The following is an 18,639-nucleotide window of genomic DNA, read 5'->3' on the forward strand; positions in this document are numbered from 1 at the left end:
ACCGGACCGATGCCCGGCAAAGCTCACCCGTCTCGCTGTGGGAACGTCGATCGTTGCACTTTCTCGATCCTGGAAAATCGACCGGCTTGCTCCAGGTTGCCCCCACGGGCTTTCTCGTTGCGGTCTGGAGTCCTCGCCTTCGATGTCTCCAGGCCTCACGCAGCACGGCCTTTATACCTCAAAGTCCTGGTTGCGTGGGCGGAACCGTGGCCCGGTCCTCGATGGTACCAGGCACATCGCCCAGGCGCCCATTTCTCGACGGCGTCCGAATATTGCTTCGTTTCCGGATATTTGAGTAGGGTTCCGCCCGGAACGCGTGCTGCACATCACCCGGAATTGGTGGATTTTTTCCTCGCATGGAGGGAGCATCGCCCACCATGCTGTCCTTGCGATTCCCTTCTTCCACCACAGCGCGGGTGCTCGCGCTGCTCGCCCTTGTCAACGGCACCGCGTTCGCCGCAGCTAGCTGCAGCGGAGGCTCTGGAGAGACACCTCCCGGCGGCACCGCAGGCTCGACCGCCCAAGGCGGCGCCGGCGGTATCGGCGGTCAGGGCGGCATCGGCGGACAAGGGGGACAAGGCGGCGACGGCGGGCAAGGCGGCGTCGGCGGACAAGGCGGCGTCGGCGGCACGGGTGGCCAGGGCGGTACCGGCGGCGAAGGCGGCGTCGGTGGCATGGGCCCGTCCACCAGCAGCTCGTCGAGCTCGTCCAGCAGCTCGTCGAGTTCGTCCAGCAGCTCGTCGAGTTCGTCCAGCAGCTCGTCCAGCAGCAGCTCGTCCAGCTCGTCGAGCGGCGCAGGCGGCGGTGGTGATCCGGACGCGGGCGAGTTGCCCGACGCGCTCCCCGATTTCACGGACGCCGAGCTCGAGCCCGTGACGAGCATCGACGGCATCCCGAACCCGCTGCCGGGCGTCTACATGGACCTCGGCCCGGCCAACCCGAACGCGGAGTTCCGCTCGTTGATCGCCTTCCCGATGCGGGACAAGGCGCTCCTCCAAGAGACGATCTCGCACATCTACGACCCGGGCCACCCGATGTTCCGGGACTACATGACGGCCGACGCGTGGATGGCGCAGCACGCGCCGCCCGAGGCCGATGTGCACCTCGTCAAGCTCTGGCTCGAATCCGAGGGCTTCACGGTGCCGTACGTCGCGACGAACCGCCTGCTCATCGAGTTCCAGGGCAAGGTCTCGAGGTTCAACGAGGTCTTCCAGACGACGCTGCACGTCTTCGAGCGCGAGAACCCGCAGCAAGGCAACCCGCCGATCGACGTGTACGGCACGCTCGAACCGCTCAAGGTGCCGCTCTGGGTGGCGCAGCGGATCGGCGGCGTGATCACCGCTGATTTCGCGGCCGACAAGACCCCGCTCACGCCCGAGGGCGGCGGCATCATGGTGCAGCCGCAGAGCGTGCCGACAAACCGGCAGTCGCCCGCGAAGATCGCCAAGGCCTACGGCGTCGATCAGCTCTACGGCATGGGCTACCGCGGCCAGGGCGTGAAGCTCGGCGTCACGGTCGGCGCGATGTTCCGGTACAAGGATTTGCAGTCGTTCTGGCAGTCCTTCGCGATCATCCGCGACGATCCGGTGGTCACGTACACGATGGAGCCGCCCTCGACGCGGTACATCGAGACGACGCTCGACATCGAGTGGGCCGGCGCGATCGCGCCGGGGGCGACGCTGATGGTCTACGCAGGCCACGACGCGCGCAACACGTCGATGGTCTACACGTTCAACGAGGCGATCGGCCGCAACGAGGTCTCGATCATCACCGACTCGTTCGCGCACCGCGAGGACTCCGAGCCGGCGCCCGTGCGCATCCAGTACCACGACTCGGCGATGCAAGCGGCGGCGCTCGGCATCACGGTCATGGCCGCGACGGGCGACTCGGCGCAGGCCGATACGCCCTCGGTGAGCCCGTACGTCACGGCCGTCGGCGGCACGCGGCTCTTCTGGAACGCGAACGGAACGTTGCAGCAGGAGACGAACTGGTACGCCTCGGGCTGCGGCGACTCGCTCTCGTTCCTCATGCCCGACTGGCAAACGCCGTACGTCACGAACGTCGAGATCATGACGCCGCCGCGCCGGGCGACGGCGGACCTCGCGGTCCACGCCTCGCAGTACGCGGGCTACTTCATCTACTACCTCAGCGAGTGGAAGAGCGGCTACGGCGGGACGTCGTTCTCGTCGCCGGTCTTCGGCGGGATCATGGCCGTCGTGAACCACTACCGCGCGGCGAACAACCTGCCGCAGGCCGGCTGGTTGAACTCGATCCTGTACTCGAACGCGGCCGTCAAGGCGACGTTCCGCGACATTACCGTGACGGATCCGGACGGCACCACGCCAGCCAACAAACTGCCCAAGACGGGATGGGATTATCCGACGGGATGGGGCGCGCCGAACGCGATGGGGCTCGCGCTCACCCTCCCCTGATCCAGGATCATGCGTTAACTCGACAGCGCGGCCCGGCCGGCGCGAAGATCATCGTTCCTTCGCGCCGTAGCTCCCAAGCCGCGAGTCCATGCTGGCCTCTCTCGCCGTCCTCCCGCCCAACGGTCTCGATCGAAGCCTGCACGTCGCCGTGCTCATCGGCCTCGTGATCGGGACGGTGTTGACCGAGCTCTTCGGCTGGACCTACGCGGGCCTCGTCGTCCCCGGCTACCTCGCGACGATCTTCATCGCCGCGCCCGCGACCGCGATCTTCATCGTGATCGAGTCGGTCGTGACGTACTGGCTCGTCGCGGGCGTGGGGCGATGGGTCACGCACCTCGGTGCGTGGTCGGCGGCGTTCGGACGCGAGCGCTTCTACCTGTTCATCGTCGGCGCGGTGCTCGTGCGGCTGCTCTTCGAGGGCGTGATCGTGCCGCGCATCGAAGCGCAATACGGCTTCGCACACTCGCGCGAGCTCTACAGCGTGGGGCTCGTGCTCGTGCCGCTCGTGTCGAACACGTTCTGGAACGCAGGCATCATCAAGGCGTTCCCGCGCGTCGGGTTCGTCACGGTACTGACCTGGATCTTGCTCGTCTTGCTCCTGCGCACGACGAACCTCTCGGTCTCGCGCTTCCAGGTCATCAACGAGAGCCTCTCGATCAAGTTCCTCGAGTCGCCGAAGGCGCAGATCATCCTCGTCATCGGCGCGCTGCTCGGCGCGCGGAACAACGTCCGGTACGGCTGGGACTACAACGGCATCCTCGTGCCGGGGCTGCTCGCGGTCGCGTGCTACGAGCCGCTGAAGCTCGTCACGACGACGGTCGAAGCGCTGCTCGTGTACGGCGCATCGAAGTTCTTGATGAGCGTCCCGCCCTTCTCGCGCATGCTCATCGTCGGCCCGCGGCGCATGCTCATGTGCTACATCACGGGCTTCTTCGTGAAGGTCATCCTCGGGTTCGTCCTGGCCTACTTCTGGCCGGGTGTCCCGATGATCGACTACTTCGGATTCGGCTATCTCTTGCCGAGTCTCCTGGCGGTGAAGATGTGGAACAAGGACCACATCGGCATCGTCGTCATGCCGACGCTGCAGGTGTCGATCACCGCGTTCCTCGTGGGCAACGGGATCGGCTACGGGCTCATGAAGGCCGAGGGGCTGCTCGTGCCGCGCGCCGCGATCTCGGAGATCGCGATGATCTCGGGCGACGCGAGCGTGCCGTACGAGCTCACGCTGGGCGACACGGGGCCGAGGCCGAGGCCCGCGGCGGAGCGATCGGCGGGGATCGCGGCGGTGGAGGTCGCGCTCGAGGTCGCGACCGAGGTCGACGGTTTCACGGTCACACGCGGCGGAGAGGAAGTCTCGCCGCGGACGCTGACGGCCGCGAAGACCGCGGGCCTCTTGGTGATGCGCGAGGAGAAGGGCGGCTGGGTGGTGGCGCGGCCGCACGCGGCGGAGCTCGACCCGGACGACGTGACGCCGGCGCCGCGCTTCGCGGTGCGGCCGAAGTCGACGCCGGGGCTCGTCGCGCGTCGAGGAGGGTTTCTCGTGCTCGCCTCGCCCGAGGGGCCGGGCTCCGCGCTGCCCGCGCTCGCGCACGCGGCGGCGGAGGCGCTCGGGGCGCGCGCGATCGTGCTGCTGTCGCGGCACGAGGGGCAACGGGCGCTCGACGAGGCGTTTGCGGCGGAGCTCGGAAAGCGGCTCGGGCTGGATCAGATGCTCGTAGTCGAGGCGGGCGGGGACGCGGCGCCGGGCGTGAGCGCGGTCGGCTCGGTGCCCGAGGGCTTCGACGTAATGGCGCTCGGGCGCATGCTCGGCGCGGACGTGACGTTGTCGTGGAGGGCGCCGATCCAGGGCGCGTCGCAGCGGCCGTGGTCGAACGCGCCGACGCTGCGCGTGCCGCTCTCGCTCGCGGAGGAGGTCGGGGGATCGCTGCTCGGCGCGCGCGAGGTCGAGGTGTGGTCGGGCGGGCTGCGGCAGGAGCTCGTGGGCCGGATCGTCGCGCTGACGTCGGTGGGGACGGCGGGGTATCGCGGGCCGACGATCGAGGAGCTGCGCCTCTTCGACGCGACGCTCGCGCGCCGGATGACGCACGCGGACATGGAGCCTCGGTGGACGGCGTGGGAGCGCGCGGTGGCGGCGCGGCTCGGCTACGCGATCGTGCGGGTGCATCGGCCCGACGGTGAGATCGAGGCGTGGGGGCTCGTCGAGGACGAGGCGGGCGGGCGGCGCGGGAACGCGAGCCTGTTCGTGAAGGTCGAGAAGCAGGAAGAGGTGATCGCGCCGGGGGAGATCCTCGTCGAGGTGCCGGCGCCGCGCTGGGAGATCGGGACGTTCGGCGCGGGTTTGTCGCTGTACGACGCGCTCGGGGCGCGCGGGCTCTTGATCGCGGGCGCGCTGCCGGGCGCCGATCCGCGCGGGCTCGCAGACCCGCGGCGCCGGGTGTCGCGCCGATCGTTCTTCCAGCGCGTGCACGAGGTCTGGCTCGGCGAGGGCAAGAGCGGCATCAGCATGCAGGGCATCGCGCCGGAGCGGGACTACACGGGCGATCTCGTGGTTTCGTTCGGGCGTGAAGTGATCCGGCGCGAGCAGGTGCCCGCGTGGGCGCGGCCGATGGTGGAGGTGTTCGGCGACCTCGGCCTGCGCGTGGGGATGTTCGACGGGGCGCGCGAGCACGCGCCGTACAACGGATCCGCGGACCTCTCGATGAGCTACGCGCGCAAGTTCGCCGATGGTCGCTTCGCGCTCGTGTACATGTCGGGCGAGCTGCGATCGGCGATGTCCGCGGTCGAGGGCGACGGCATCCTCACGCCGCGGCTCGGGCGGCTCGGCGTGGATCTCGGCTCGGAGGACGTGGCGTCGCGCGCGTTCGAGCTCATCGCGTGCAAGGTGCAGGCGCCGACGCCGAAGAGCACGGCGAAGAAGACGGAGGCGAAGAAGAAGGGCGCAGACGACACGGCCCCGGCGGAGGCCCCGAAGGCGCGTTGCCCGAGCTTCACGGCGGAGGCGGCGAGCCGGTGCAACGTGGATGCGCGGCTCGAGAGCTTCGAGCTTTACCTCGATCAGAACAATCCGTTCGATCTGCGCGCGGCGATCAAGGACGATCGGGCGTGCCACGTCGAGGTGGTCCGGGATGCGGTGTCTCGGCGGATCTGGGCGATCGTCGCGGAGCCGGGGCAGGTCGTGCTGGTCCCGCTCGGCACGTCGCGGGTGCCGCGGGCGCCGAAGCCGCTCACCTCGATCGTCCGTGTGAGGCGCGCGGTCGCGACGGGCCTGACCAGCATCCGGGTGACGGAGAGCCCGTGATCATCCGATGGTTCATCGTCGCGTTCCTCTTCTTCGGCTGGGCGGCCCTGCTCTGGCCCCTCACCTCGCCGCCGCCCGCGTCCCACCTCGCACTGCCGGCGATGGACGAGATCCTCGCCTACCGCGTCGACCCGGAAAAACCCGTCGCCGTGAAGGTGCCCGCGTCGATCGACGCGGTCGTGGTCTCGACCTGGGCCCTCGTGCCCCGCGTGACCGTTTGTGATCCAAAGGCGAGATTTTCGTACGGCTTCGAAACGACGTTCGTCGACGAGCACGGCAAGGACGTCCAGACGCACCGGTTCGAGCTGGAGAGCCGGCTCTCCTGCGACGACAAGGACGGCGCCACGGCGGGCGAGTACGCCGCGCGGGTCGCGCAGGGCGACGAGTGGGTGCTCGATCCACGGACGACCACGATCACCACCGCGGAGCTCTTGCCGCACGGCGGCGTGATGCGGATGCGGGGGCTGCCGATCTCGGTGAAGGACGTGCTCTCGCGCGTGGAAGGTCGGTACCGGCGCGGATCGTACGAGCGCACGTTCTACGAGATGAGCCTCGACGACGAGGACCGATCACGCGTCGTGTCAGACATGACCTCGCTCGGCTTCGAGGACCTCCCGGAGACGGCGCGATCCCGCGCGCTCTCCGGCTGGGATCGGCGCCTCGACGCGGCGGGGCTCGAAGGCAAGGACTACTCGCTCCGGCGGCTCTTGCTCCGCAACTACCGCACGCCCTTCCCGGCGGCCGCGGGCACGGTGCCGGGGTACACCGTGGGCGAGCGGCACGCGGCGGCGATCAACGTGATGGGTCCCGTCGAGCTCGACGTGCTCGCGCCGCCGGGGCGACCCGTGACGATCAGCGAGGGCGGCGGCGGCGGCGCGCGGATGCTCACGGTGCCCGAGGACGGCGTCTTCCACGTGTCGTCGTCGCGCCTCAATCCGCGCACGTTCGTGGTCGAGGGCAAGGGCGACGATTTCCTCGTGCGGTTCGTCCTTCCGAAACCGTACGAGCGCGCGCAGATCGGGGATCTCATCGCGCTGCCGTTCGAGGGCGATCGGCTGGAGATCCGGCCCGACGTGCGCGTCGTGAAGTACGTGAAGCTCGATCCGGAGCGGCCGGTCCTCGCGCGCGTGGCGCCGGAGCAGCCGTACCTCGGCCTCCTGCTCCGCGCGGAGCTGCCCGAAGCGGGCGCGCCCGACTCGATGGCCGGCACGGTCGTCGCGCGCTGGGGCCCCGGCCCGAACGAGCGCGCCGAGCTCCGCCAGATCTTGCCGCGCTCGCGGTTCGAGCGCTGGGGCCGGCCGCGGGATCAAGCCGCGGAGGGCGCGATCGCCGCAGGGAACGACAAGACCGAGGCCGACGCGACCGATCCGCGCCGCGCGATCCTGCGCATCCCGAAGGGCGCCACGAAGATCGAGATCCTCGGCGACGCGCACATGCGCGTGCACCTGCGCGTGCTCGATCCCGGCGTGCCCGAGGACATCCTGCGCGTGCCGTACCGCGTCCAGCTCGCGGAGGACGAGATCTGGCGCTACGCGCCGTTCGACGTGCGCACCTGGACGCCCATCCGCGCCGAAAACCAGAACGAGCTCGAGCGCCAGGGCCGCATTGCCGACCTCTACGAGCAGGTGCGCATCGAGCTCCGGGGAAAGCCTTCGCCGAGCGAGGCCGGCCAGAAGCCCGAGCGCACGCTCGTCCCGGATCAAGCGCCCGTCCGACGCCGCTTCCTCGCGCCGTACGAGATCGCCGCGAAGGAGCTCTTGCCAAACGATGGCTGGACGCCGCTCGATCTGGACAACCCGCTCAAGCTCGGGATCGGCTACGCGGGCGAGCGCGGCGGGCGGCTGAAGGTGCTCTACCGGGCGCACCCGTCACGGCTCGGGAAGATGGCCGAGCTCTGGATCGACGGACAAAACATGGTCGAGCAGCCGATCGCGTCGCTCTCGGGCGTGCTCCGGGCGAGCCTCAAGGCCGGCATCCACGACATCCAGGTGAAGGGGCTCGGCGACGGGCTCGCGTACGCGGACGCGGCGCCGTGGGAGGGCGGGGCGATCATGCGCCGGCGCGACGTCTTCGAGTTGCCCGCGCGCGAGCCGCTCTCGTTCACGTTCCGGCAACGAGCGGGCGAGTCGCTCACGCTCGTGCTCTTCGTGATCAGCGAGGCGTCGACGCGTCCGTTCAAGATCCGCTACAGCATCGACGGGGGCAAACCCGTGCGGCAGAAGGGCGCGTTTTTCCGGTCGATCACGACGGGCAGCGGCGAGCTCTCGGGGCGCACGGGCGACGCGGGGATGGGCTTGCTCTGGGAGGCGCGGCGCACGGCGAAGGATGCGCGCAAGAACCTGGATGGGCTCGCCAAGGTGAAGATCCCGATCGGCGACGACCTCGAGCCCGGCCTCCGGACGATCAAGATCGAGAGCGTCGATCGCGTGTGGATAGGTGCGGTGCTCGTCGGCCAGGCGCCGCTGCCGGGAGACCTCGAGCCGAGGCTTTGGTCGGAGGACGATCTGTGAAAAAAGCGCGATGGGCAGGGCTTTTCGCGACGACGTTGCTCTTCGGCTGCGGGGCGCCGTCCTGCCCGAAGAGTCCAGCCCCCGCGCCGGCCGCTTGTCCCCCCTCGGAGGCCGGCGCCATGATGCCCGAGGTGGACGAAGGAGCGACGAAGGCGCTCGAAGAGCGGATCGCCAAGCTGCGGAAGGGCGGTCGCCGCACCGTGACGTACAAGGCGCCGACAAACGAGGAGGAGCGCGCGTACGCCGCCTGGGTGCGCGACGCGCTCGTCGCCGCGACCGAACGCAAAGAGCCGCCGAAGAAGGCGCCCGAGGGGTTCTCGTTGCGGGTGCTCGGCGATGTGTGGCTGCTCGAAGAGGCGCGAAAAAAGAAGCGCGGCGCGGGCGTGGTCGTGATGCGCACCGGGCGCGCGAGGCCGATCCTCGTGGAAGCGCCGCACTCGTTCTACGACGCAGGCACGCTGCCGATCGCGCTCTCCGTGTTCGAGGCGCAGGCGGCGCGGGTGCTCCTGATCAACACGGTGCACCGCTACATCGACAAACCCGCGGACGCCACGAAGGACGGCGGGACGAAGGACGAGAAGGCCGCAACCAAGGACAAGGACACCGACGCGGACGAGGTCGACGAGAAGGACGACGACAAGGACGATGACAAGGGCGCAGCCGTGGAGGAGCCGGCCGGGGTCGATCGCGACGAGGCGGATGATCCGAACGCGGCGGCGCCGGTCGTCGCTTCGGACGTCGCCCACACGGAGCACTCGTTCTTTCATGCGGCCCATCGCGAGCTCGTCGCGCTCATGCACGGCGCGGTCACCGTCCAGATCCACGGCTTCCGCGACGACAAGTCCGAAGGCACGGGCATCATCGTGAGCGCCGCGAAATCCAACGCCGACGCCGCGGCCCTCGCCGCGCGCCTCGGGCCCGCCGTCGCCGACACCCGCGTCAAAGTCTACCCGACCGACGTCTCGATCCTCGGCGGCACCATCAACCAGCAGGCGCGCACCTGCCGCGAGCTCGGCGCGCCGTTCTTTCACGTCGAGATCGCGCGCACCGTTCGCGACGCGCTCGGCTCCGACAAGCAGAAGCGCGCGCGCTTCGCCGCCGCGCTCGATCCGATCTTCGCTCCCCCGAAGCCCCCGAGCCCATGAACGTTCGGTCTGCCCTCGCCGCGGCCCTCGGGCTCGTCCTCGGCCTCGCTCCCGCGGGAGCGCGCGCCGATGCGAGCCTCGATCCGCCCGGCTGGGTCGCGCCGACCCGCGCCCGTGTCGCGCCCTTCTCGCTCGACACCCCCACGCAGGGCAGCGCCGTCGAGGTCGATCCGAGCGTGCCGATCTCCCTCGCGAAGGGCTTGGTCCTGCTCCTGCCCATCGAGCCCGGGGATCGCGTCCGCCTCGACGGACCCGTCACCGCCGTTGGCCTCGGCACAGGCGTGCGCGACGTGCCCGACGCGGTCACGTGGCTCCCGCTGTCCACGCTCGGGGGCTCCGTTCCGACAAGCGGAGCTGCGCCCCCGAACCCCCCACCGACCACCGCCCCGACATCCGCCAAACCCAGCGAATCCCGCGTCGTCGACGTCCCCATGTGGACCGGCGCTCGTTTCCTCGTGGTTCGGTCCGACAAACCCGCCACGATCACCGCCTCGATGGGCAGCCTCCTCCGCTCCTCGCTCGCCTGGCACAGGCTCGACGAGGACGTCACGCGCTGGCTGCGTGATCCGGCGGCTCCCCGGCCCGAAACCACCATCCCCGAGGCCGCCTCGATCCTCCGCTGGATCTTCGCCGCGAAGAGCGCGCTCGACGCCGCGCCGCCCGACGCCACCCGCAACTGGCTCACCGTCCGCTGGCTCGAAAGCTCCCTCCTCGTTCGCCCCCTCGTCGAGCCGTATTTCGTCCGCCGCCCCGTCGTCCTCGAAGGCGGCCGGGATGCCCGCGAGGCCGCCGATCACCTCACCGCCGAGCCCGACGCCTCCCCGTGGCGCCTCGTCCTCGCCTCCCGCGGCGCGCTCGCCGCCAAGGCGAACAGCATCGTCGTCGACGCGCCCGCCTCCGACGTCGTGCGCCTCTCCATCCAGGCCCGCGGCATCGGCGCGGCGCGCGCCCTCGTCCGCGCCGGCGACCTCGTCGTGCGCGAGCTCGTGTGGGACGTCGCGACCCGCACCGCCGACGCCCAGCGATGGACCGCGACGCAGAGCATCCGCATCCCCTTGCCCGTCGATACACGTCGCGTCTCGATCGAGGCCCTCGAAGGCGAGATCGCCGTCGCCGCCACCGCGTTCCGCAAGCGCACCGACGTCCTCGACATCGCCCCGCGCGCCCGCGATCGCGAAGCCCGCCTCGACGCCCTCGGCGAAGGCGCGAAGGAGCCCGCGGCCGCGGCCGTCCTCCGCCTCGCCGCCGCCGCCGAACGCACGGGCGCCGCGCATGACGTCGACGCGGTCCTGAAGCGCGTCCAGGCGAGTGACGTCCCTCCGGCCCTCCGCGCCTTCCTCCTCGCCGAAGCCGTCCGCTGGGCCACGAGCCCCGAGCAAGCCCGCGAGGCCGCCGAGCGCGCCTTCGACCTCGCCCGCGCCCTCCCCGCGGGCGCCGCCGGCCCTGCCCTGCGTGCCGTCCTCGAACGGCTCGCCGCGGCCCACGCACACACGCTCCCCCCGCCGCGCCCCTGGGAGCGCCCTCTGCCCGAGGCCCCCCACGAGGACGATCGCGCCGCCCTCGACGCCCTCCGCGCCATCCTCTCGCCGCCCGAGGACGGCCGCCGCCCCGCCGCTGCGCCCCTCGCCGAGCGGTACGCCTGGCTCCACGGCGACCTGCCCGGCGCCGCCAACCGCGCGCGCCAGACCTGGGTCCGCGAGGCGCCTTGGGACACCCTCGATCCGCCCTCCGGCGCCGTCGTCTGGAACGACATCTCCGTCCCCTTCGACAACGTCGGCAGCACCCGCTGCGCCCTCGTCGGCCCGCGCGGCCTGCGCTGGACCGTCCTCCGCGAAGGCCGCGCCGAAATCGACGTCCTCGCGCCGCCCGCGGCCGCGACCCACACCCGCCTCCTCGTCATTTCCGGACAAACCGACCCGGCCCCGGAGACCTCGCTCCTCATCGACAACATCGCCGCCGCCGTGCACACCGGCGCTGGCCTCGGCACCGGCATCGCCGTCACGCCCGGCCGCCACGCCTTCGAGCGCCCCGCTGGCGCCGTCCCCGTCTTCGCCCGCATCCCGCGCGACGGCGTCGCCCCCTGCGACACCCTCCGCGAGCTCACCCGCTGGATCCGGCTGAACGGCGACGCCACGTTCCGTGTCCCCGACCCGGGCCGCGCCACCGTCGCGCGTGTCGTCGCGCATGTCGCCGAGAGCGGCACCCGCAAGCCGCGCCGCCTCCACGTCCGCGTCGGCGACCGCGTGTACGAGGCCTGGATCGACCACGGCGCGACCGGCGCGATCGAGGTCCCCGTCCCGGCCGACGTCAGCGACATCCGGGTCGAGACCCAGGAAGAGACCCTCCTCCGTGTCTCCGCGCGCCTCCACCGGCAGCGCGCCCCCGAGCCGCGTATCCCCGCCGCTGGTCGCGAGACCGCCCCCGAGGCCATCGCCCTCCTCCTCGCCCGCGTCCGCGACGCCTCCCGCGAGCTCGAAAAAGCTCCGCCGGCCGCGCAGGACGCGCTCCGGAAGCGACGCGCCGAGGCCCTCGAGTCCCTCGGCTACGGCACCCTCGCCGCCCTCGATCGCAAGGACGACATCCCCCTCGAAACCGCCGAGGAGCCCGACACCCAGGCCCCGCCCCAGGCGCTCCAGCTCCCCGCCGGCAGCCCGGCCGTCGTCCCCCTCGGCTTCCTCCCGCGCATCCCGCCCCTTCCCCTGCCGAAGGACCTCGATCCGCTCACCCGCGCCCGCCGCGCCCAGGCCGCCGACGACACCGCCGCCGCCCTCACCGCCCTCACCGACGGCAACGCCCGCGCCTCCACCGACGCCGACGGCCTCATGTACGCCGTCCTCACCGAGCGCACCGGCGCCGGCTGGATCGCCAGCGAGGTCTTCGAGCGCATCGGCCTCGTACACCGCTCCGGACCGGCCCTCGCCCGCGCCGCTGCCCTCTCCACCGACCGCGCCGCCGACGAGCAGGACCGCGCCCGCGCCCTGCGCAGCTTCATCCTCGCCCAGCACGCCGTCGAGAACGGCGACCCTGCCTCGCACGCCTTCGCGCGGCTCGTGCCCGCCGTCGGTTGGCTCGCCGTCGCCCGCGCCGACAACGCCGCCGGCACCGGCCTCGTCGACGTCCGTGGAGGCCGCACCCCGTCCCTCGGCGTCCAGGTCCGCCGCGCCCTGCTCGACGTCCCCGACGACGCCCTCCTCCTCGCCGAAGGCCAGCACGTCGAGCTCCGCGTCCGCCAGAGCAAGCCCACCACCCTCGGCGTCGAGACCCAGTGCCTCGCCCTCGAAGACGACCCGCTCTGCCAGCTCAGCGTCGAGATCGACGGCAAACCCACGCCCTGCGGGGATGCCCCGACGTCTCCCCGCACCGCCTGCACCCTCTCGATCCCGCGCGGCCCGCACCGCGTCGAGATCCGCGCCCCGCGTGGCCGCACCACTGTCGGCTCGGCCCGCCTCTCCGGCGCCGGTGGCTTCTCCTTCCAGGCCCGCGTCGTCTCCGAGTGGTTCGAGATCGACCCCGAGCGCCCGCTCGAGCTCGCCTTCGCCGCGCCCACCGTCGTCCGCCTCGAAGCCCGCGGCCCTGCCGGCGAACCTCGCACCCTCCACTGGTCCCTCGACCCGCAGATCCCCCTCCCTGGCACCACCTCCCGCGGCGAGCTCCTCCTCGATCCCACCGCCGATCCGGCCGCGCACCTCGTCGGCGGCGATCGGAACACCCTCGTCCCCCTCGGCCAGCAGCTCGAAAAGCGGATCCCCGTCCTCCCCGACGGCCCCCACACCCTCCACGTCACCTCGCCCGGCGGCCGCGCCCTCGTCCGCGTCCAGCTCGCCGTCCCCATCGGCTTGCCCAAGCCCCGCCGCGCCCCGCCCGTCGCTGGCCTCCGCCCCCCGCCCACCGGCGCCCCTGAGCCGCCCCTCCGCGTCGCGCCCGACATCGTCTCCGACGCCGATCCCGGCAGCCTCCTCACCTCTGTCTACGCCCGCCTCGTCGACCTCGACGTCGGCGACGAGGACAACCTCACCGGCGCGCGCCTCCTCGAAGTCGGCGTCGCCCTTCGCCGCGAGATCGAAACCATCCACGCCTGGACCCAAGGCTCCGTCTTCGCCCGCGCCCGCTTCGGCGCCCCGAGCTTCGGCGTCGCTGGCTCCTTCGACCTCGCCCCGAACGGCTTCATCCCTGGCCTCTTCGTCCGCGGCCGCGTCGTCGCTCAGCCCACGGCCACCTTCGGCCTCGGCGCCCGCGCCCTTGCCGGCGTCCTCTGGTCGATCCCCCTCGCCGACTCCGTCTCCCTCGTCCCTTGGGGCGGCGCCGCCCTCGTCCTCACCGACCCCAACCTCGCCGGCCAGGAAGACGCCGACCGCGAAGTCTGGACCCGCTACTCCAGCACCCACCCTGCGTACGGCGTCGTCGGCCTCCGCGCCCTCTTCCGCCCGGCCATCGACGCCCTTGCGAGCGTCGGCCTCTCCACCCGCACCACCCCGGACTTCGCCGGCATCGATCGCGCCGACCTCGAAGCCCAGCTCCACCTCCTCCCGGGCCGCGGCTTCACGCCCTGGCTCACCCTCGGCGCCTTCACGAGTTACCGGCCGGCCGGCTACGACCGCCCCGAGTCCTTCCTCCGCAGCGGCGTCAACGCTCAGCTCACGTTCTGGGCGTGGCTCATGCGCGGCCATCGCCTCAGCGCCGGGGCCGAAGGCCGCGTCTTGCTCGACGTCCCCCGCGAAACCTCGCCCTTCCGACTCTCCGGCGGTATCTTCGTCGCTTACGACCTCGCGGGCGGCAGGGGCCTTCGTGACTTGCCGCCGCGGGAGGCACCGTTCCGCGCTCGGCTCGAAGAGGGCAGCGGCCGTATCGACAGACGCCGCACCGCCTCCGACCCGACCTGGGGTACGCCGCCTTGAGATACCCTCTCGCTCCCGCGCTCAAGAAACATAAATCCCGCCATGCCGACGGGCGGGCCGGCATCGCGGTCGACCTCTTCGAGAGCATCTCGCCCCTCATGGCGAAGCTCCGTGCGCCGATCGTCGAGCGCATCGCCGAGAACATCGCCGCCGAACTCGGCCCCGGCCCGCACCCCCCGGGCATCCTCATCGCCTCCCTCGTCCGCGCGGCCGACGTCGCCGTCGGCGAGCTCGACCGCCTCAACGGCGAGGGCGCCTCGCTCATGGTCGCCTACCAGGGCGCCGCCACGGACGAGGACAAACGCAAAATCCTCATCGACCACCTCCGTGGCTCGGCCAAGACCCGCCTCGACGCTCGCCGCGACGTCCAGGCCACCAAGCGCTGGCTCGACATGGAGGCCGTCCAGGAGCGCTTCGCCGCCCGCATCGCCGACCAGGTCGACACCGTCGAGGTCGCCTACGAAGCGACGATCACGAAGGCCAAATCCCTCACCGACGGGGATGCCTTCCGCCTCCTCTCCGGCGGCGGCGTCCTCGAATTCGCCATGTCCCACGCCTCGACCGGACGCCCGCAGCCCGTCCGTGTCGCGGCCTTGCGTGTCCTCGCCGCCCTCCTCGCGCGCGTCAGCCCCTCGCAGCGCCTTGGCCGCTTCGGCGTCGAGCGGGCCCGCCAGGTCCTCGCGTGGGCCCGCGGCGTCGACGCCATGCGCTGGGCGCAGGTCGCGGCCCTCGAAATCGCCTCCCTCGTTTTCCCCGACGGCATTCGTGGCGTCATCTCCGAGCGCCTCCGCATTCGCTCCGGCAAGGACGGCACCATCATTCGCCGCAACTCCTTGCGCATCCTCGGCACCCTCGCCGACGACCGCTCCCGCCTCGAAACCGGCCTCATCGCCAAGGACGACCCGAGCGAGCACGTCCGCCAGGAGCTCGCGCGCTTCCTCGGACAGACCCGCCACGAAGGCGGCCTCGAACAGCTCGTCAAGATCATCACCGAGGACAAATCGCCCCGCGTCCGCGGCCTCGGCATTCGTGTCCTCACGAAGCGCGCCGGCGGCTTCGCCTGCGAAGGCCCTCGCGCCGGCAACGAGCCCCCGATCGAGGATGGCGACCCAGCCGCGGCCGAGGCGCTCCTCGGCGTCATCCAGCGGGCCTTCACGAAACCCGAAGATTCGCTCCCGGTGCGCGTCGCGCTCGAATCCGTCAAGCTCGTCGCGGCCGGCACCACGCCCATCCTCCGCCCGGGGCATTTCGTCGAGTCCCTCGCCACGCTCGCCAACAACGAAAAGGGCGGCGCCGAGCTCACGGAGGGCGCCGCGGCCACGCTCCGCTGGCTCGAAGTCGCGGCCGAGCCCGAGCTCGTGGCCCTGACGAAGCGCTTCAAGGAAAAACTCGAAAAGATCAAAGAAGGCCGCTCCTCGCGCTTCGTCGTCCCGCCGAACACGCCCACGCGTGACCTCGAACGAGCCCTCGCCGTCGCCGCGCGCGGCGACATGACCGTCTCCCTCCAAAAACTCGGCCCCGGCAAATACATCCTCTGGCGCGGCGAGCCCCGACACTGGCGATTCTGGCGTTTTTGGAACGAGCTCAAAACGCCCATGCCGGACAAACGCAAAGGCTACGCCCATACCCAGGGCCGCGTCTGGCAGGGTGAAATCGTCGTCCCCCCGTACGGCATGGCCGAGGTCACGCCCACCCGCGTCCCCGGCGAGCGCCAGCTCTGCCCGCCCGTCGCCGGCTGGGGCCCGTTTTTGCCGCGCGTCGACGAATTGCTCTCGGTCTGCTCCATCTCGGGCAAACCCCTCCGCATGATCACGCCCGTCGGCACCGTCCTCCTCCGCGGCCCGAACACGCTGAAGGAGCGCATGCGAGCGCGGTGGAAGCTCTCGCTCGAATACCCCCAGCTCGCGCTCGTCCGCCAGCGCTCGCTCGGCGCCAGCGAGCCGCGCGAGAAAAAGCTCTTCTGGCAGCAGGCCCAGGAGCTCGGGTTTTCCCTCGACGTCATCGACACCGAGGGCGAGATCGAAAACGCCCGCTTCAACCTCGTCCCGCACCTCCCGCGCAATTTTTACTCCCCGCTCCCCTTCGCGCTCCCGCCGATCGCCGAGCACGTCCTCTCGTTCTTGTTATCGCCCTCGGGCAACACCCCGGCGCACCTCGCGGTCGTCGTGTGGGGCCTCTTCTCGTATCTCATGCTTCGTACGGCGGTCATCATGCGCGGCATCGAGAAGGCGCGCGCCGCGATTCCGCTCTCGATCGGCGGCTGGGGCACGCGCGGCAAATCCGGCTCCGAGCGATTGAAGGCCGCGCTCTTCCACGCCATGCGGTACGACGTCGTCGTGAAGACCACCGGCTGCGAGGCCATGTTCATTCACGCGATGCGGGACCTCCCGGCCGGCGAGATCTTCATCTATCGCCCCTACGACAAGGCCACGATCTGGGAGCAGCGCAACGTCCTCTTCACCGGAAAAAACCTTCATTGCCAGGTCTTTCTGTGGGAGTGCATGGCGCTCCAGCCGCGCTTCGTCGAGACCCTCTGCAACGAATGGATGCAGGACCCGATCACGACGCTGACGAACGCCTACCCCGACCACGAGGACATCCAGGGCCCCGGCGGCGAAGACGTCGCGCGCGTCATCTCCTGCTTCATGCCCCAGGACGGCGTCACCTTCACCTCGGAAGAGCAGATGTTCCCGCTCTTCCTCGACAATGCGCGCCGCAAACGGACGAACCTCGTCCACGTCCAGCCCATCGAGGCCGACCTCATTCCCGTCGACCTCCTCCAGCGCCTCCCTTACCAGGAGCACCCGCGCAACGTCGCCCTCGTCCTCGAACTCGCTGATTACTTCCAGATCGACCGTGAAAAAGCGCTCGTCGAGATCGCCGACCACGTCATCCTCGACCTCGGCGTCTTGAAGACCTATCCCACGGTCGAATACCGTGGCCGCAAGCTCACGTTCTCCAATGGAATGAGCGCGAACGAGCGCGCCGGCTTCCTCTCGAACTGGACGCGACTCGCCTACGACAAACACAACCCCGACGAGACACCCGACCGGGCCACCTGCGCCGTCGTCAACAACCGCGCCGACCGCGTCGCCCGTTCCCGCGTCTTCGCGCAGATCTTCGTCGACGACGCCGGCTGCGACCACATCGTCCTCATCAACACGAACCTCGGCGGCATGATGCAGTTCATCACCGAGGCCCTCGACAGTTGGCTCGGCGGCACCCGCATCACCGCCGACGCCGACAAGGAAAAGGCGCTCGTCAAATTCGACGAATACCTCCGCCGCACGGGCACCCGGTCGAGCCTCGAAGCCCTCGAAGAGACGCTCCTCATCATGCTCAAGGCCTTGCCGATGGAGGACGAGGACGCGCGCAAGATCGTCGAGGACGCCCGCCCGCTCTTCTCCGCGACCCCCGAGGAGCTCGGCGCCGCGATCGAAAAAGCCTTGTCCGGGAAAACCCCTGCCGAGGGCAAGGACGACATCCGCCCCGACATCGTCGCCCACACGATTCGCTACGCCAAACGCACGAAGATTCGCGACGACGCGAAGAAACGTGTCTCGGGCGCGCTCGACCAGAAAGCGTGGGCCGAGGCCGACGGGATCTTCCGCGCCGCCTACCGCGAGCTCTTCCTCGAACGCGTCTATGTCCTCTGGAACTCCGGATCCACGGGCGACCAGGTCATCGATTTCATGGTCAAGCAGATCCCGCCCGGGATGGACGTGCGCATCATGGGCACGCAAAACATCAAGGGCACGGGCCTCGACTTCGTGTATCGATGGCTCTCGATGGACCGCGTGCGCCTGAACATCGAAAAAATGGAGACCACGCCGAGCGCGCGCGCCGAGGTCCTCACGTTCTTCATGTCGTACAACGACTTCAGCCTGATCGATTGCCGCGAGGCCCTCGACGCGACCCGACGCGCGAAGACCTCCGACGACCCCGACTGGCAACAGCACGCCAATCTGATCAACGCCGCCCTCGAACGCCTGAGCAACCTCGAACGGGACAAGGTCACGAAGCTCCAGGCGACGGGCAAGGCGGGCCTCGGCCAACGTGTCCTCAACAAGGTCGAGCAGCTCTTCGACCACCTCGACTCGGTCCGCCGCACGAACACCGCGCAGACGGTCATGAACGACCTCTTCGCCGCGCGCGTCGGCCACGGCCAGGCCGCCATTCTGCTCCGCGACGTCACGGGCCGCTCGAAGGGCGGCTGGCTCTACAAGGACCTCAAGAAATGGTGGGCCAAGCAGGAAGAGCGATTCCCCTGGCTCAAGGGCAAGAGCGAGGAAGAGCAAAAGAAGGACGACAAGAAAGGCGAGTCACCGCCGACCGGGGATCCCGCGCCGGCGGGCTGAT

General features: G+C 70.5%; 6 protein-coding genes. All 6 read left to right on the plus strand.

The window, feature by feature from the left end; all coding sequences use genetic code 11:
• Positions 1–377: 377 nt before the first annotated feature.
• Positions 378–2,432, plus strand: coding sequence for a S53 family peptidase (locus E8A74_RS09100; RefSeq protein WP_136928559.1), 2,055 nt, complete (start codon positions 378–380; stop codon positions 2,430–2,432).
• A gap of 88 nt (positions 2,433–2,520) precedes the next feature.
• Positions 2,521–5,730: a poly-gamma-glutamate biosynthesis protein PgsC/CapC gene (locus E8A74_RS09105; protein WP_136928560.1), complete on the plus strand. Its 3,210-nt coding sequence runs from the start codon at positions 2,521–2,523 to the stop codon at positions 5,728–5,730.
• Complete coding sequence (locus E8A74_RS09110) at positions 5,727–8,240, plus strand: hypothetical protein (protein ID WP_136928561.1); 2,514 nt, start codon at positions 5,727–5,729, stop codon at positions 8,238–8,240. Before E8A74_RS09105 ends, E8A74_RS09110 begins: the two co-directional genes overlap by 4 nt.
• Positions 8,237–9,385 carry a hypothetical protein gene (locus tag E8A74_RS09115; RefSeq protein ID WP_136928562.1) on the plus strand — a complete coding sequence of 383 codons (1,149 nt, stop codon included), beginning with the start codon at positions 8,237–8,239 and terminating at the stop codon, positions 9,383–9,385. The genes E8A74_RS09110 and E8A74_RS09115 overlap by 4 nt, the downstream gene beginning before the upstream one ends.
• A complete protein-coding gene (locus E8A74_RS09120; RefSeq protein WP_136928563.1) occupies positions 9,382–14,280 on the plus strand; it encodes a hypothetical protein in 4,899 nt (1,632 codons plus the stop codon). Before E8A74_RS09115 ends, E8A74_RS09120 begins: the two co-directional genes overlap by 4 nt.
• Positions 14,277–18,638: a capsule biosynthesis protein CapB gene (locus E8A74_RS09125; RefSeq protein WP_136928564.1), complete on the plus strand. Its 4,362-nt coding sequence runs from the start codon at positions 14,277–14,279 to the stop codon at positions 18,636–18,638. Before E8A74_RS09120 ends, E8A74_RS09125 begins: the two co-directional genes overlap by 4 nt.
• Position 18,639 lies beyond the last annotated feature (1 nt).

Origin of the sequence: Polyangium fumosum (genome assembly GCF_005144585.1) — a bacterium.
Lineage (GTDB): Bacteria > Myxococcota_A > Polyangia > Polyangiales > Polyangiaceae > Polyangium > Polyangium fumosum.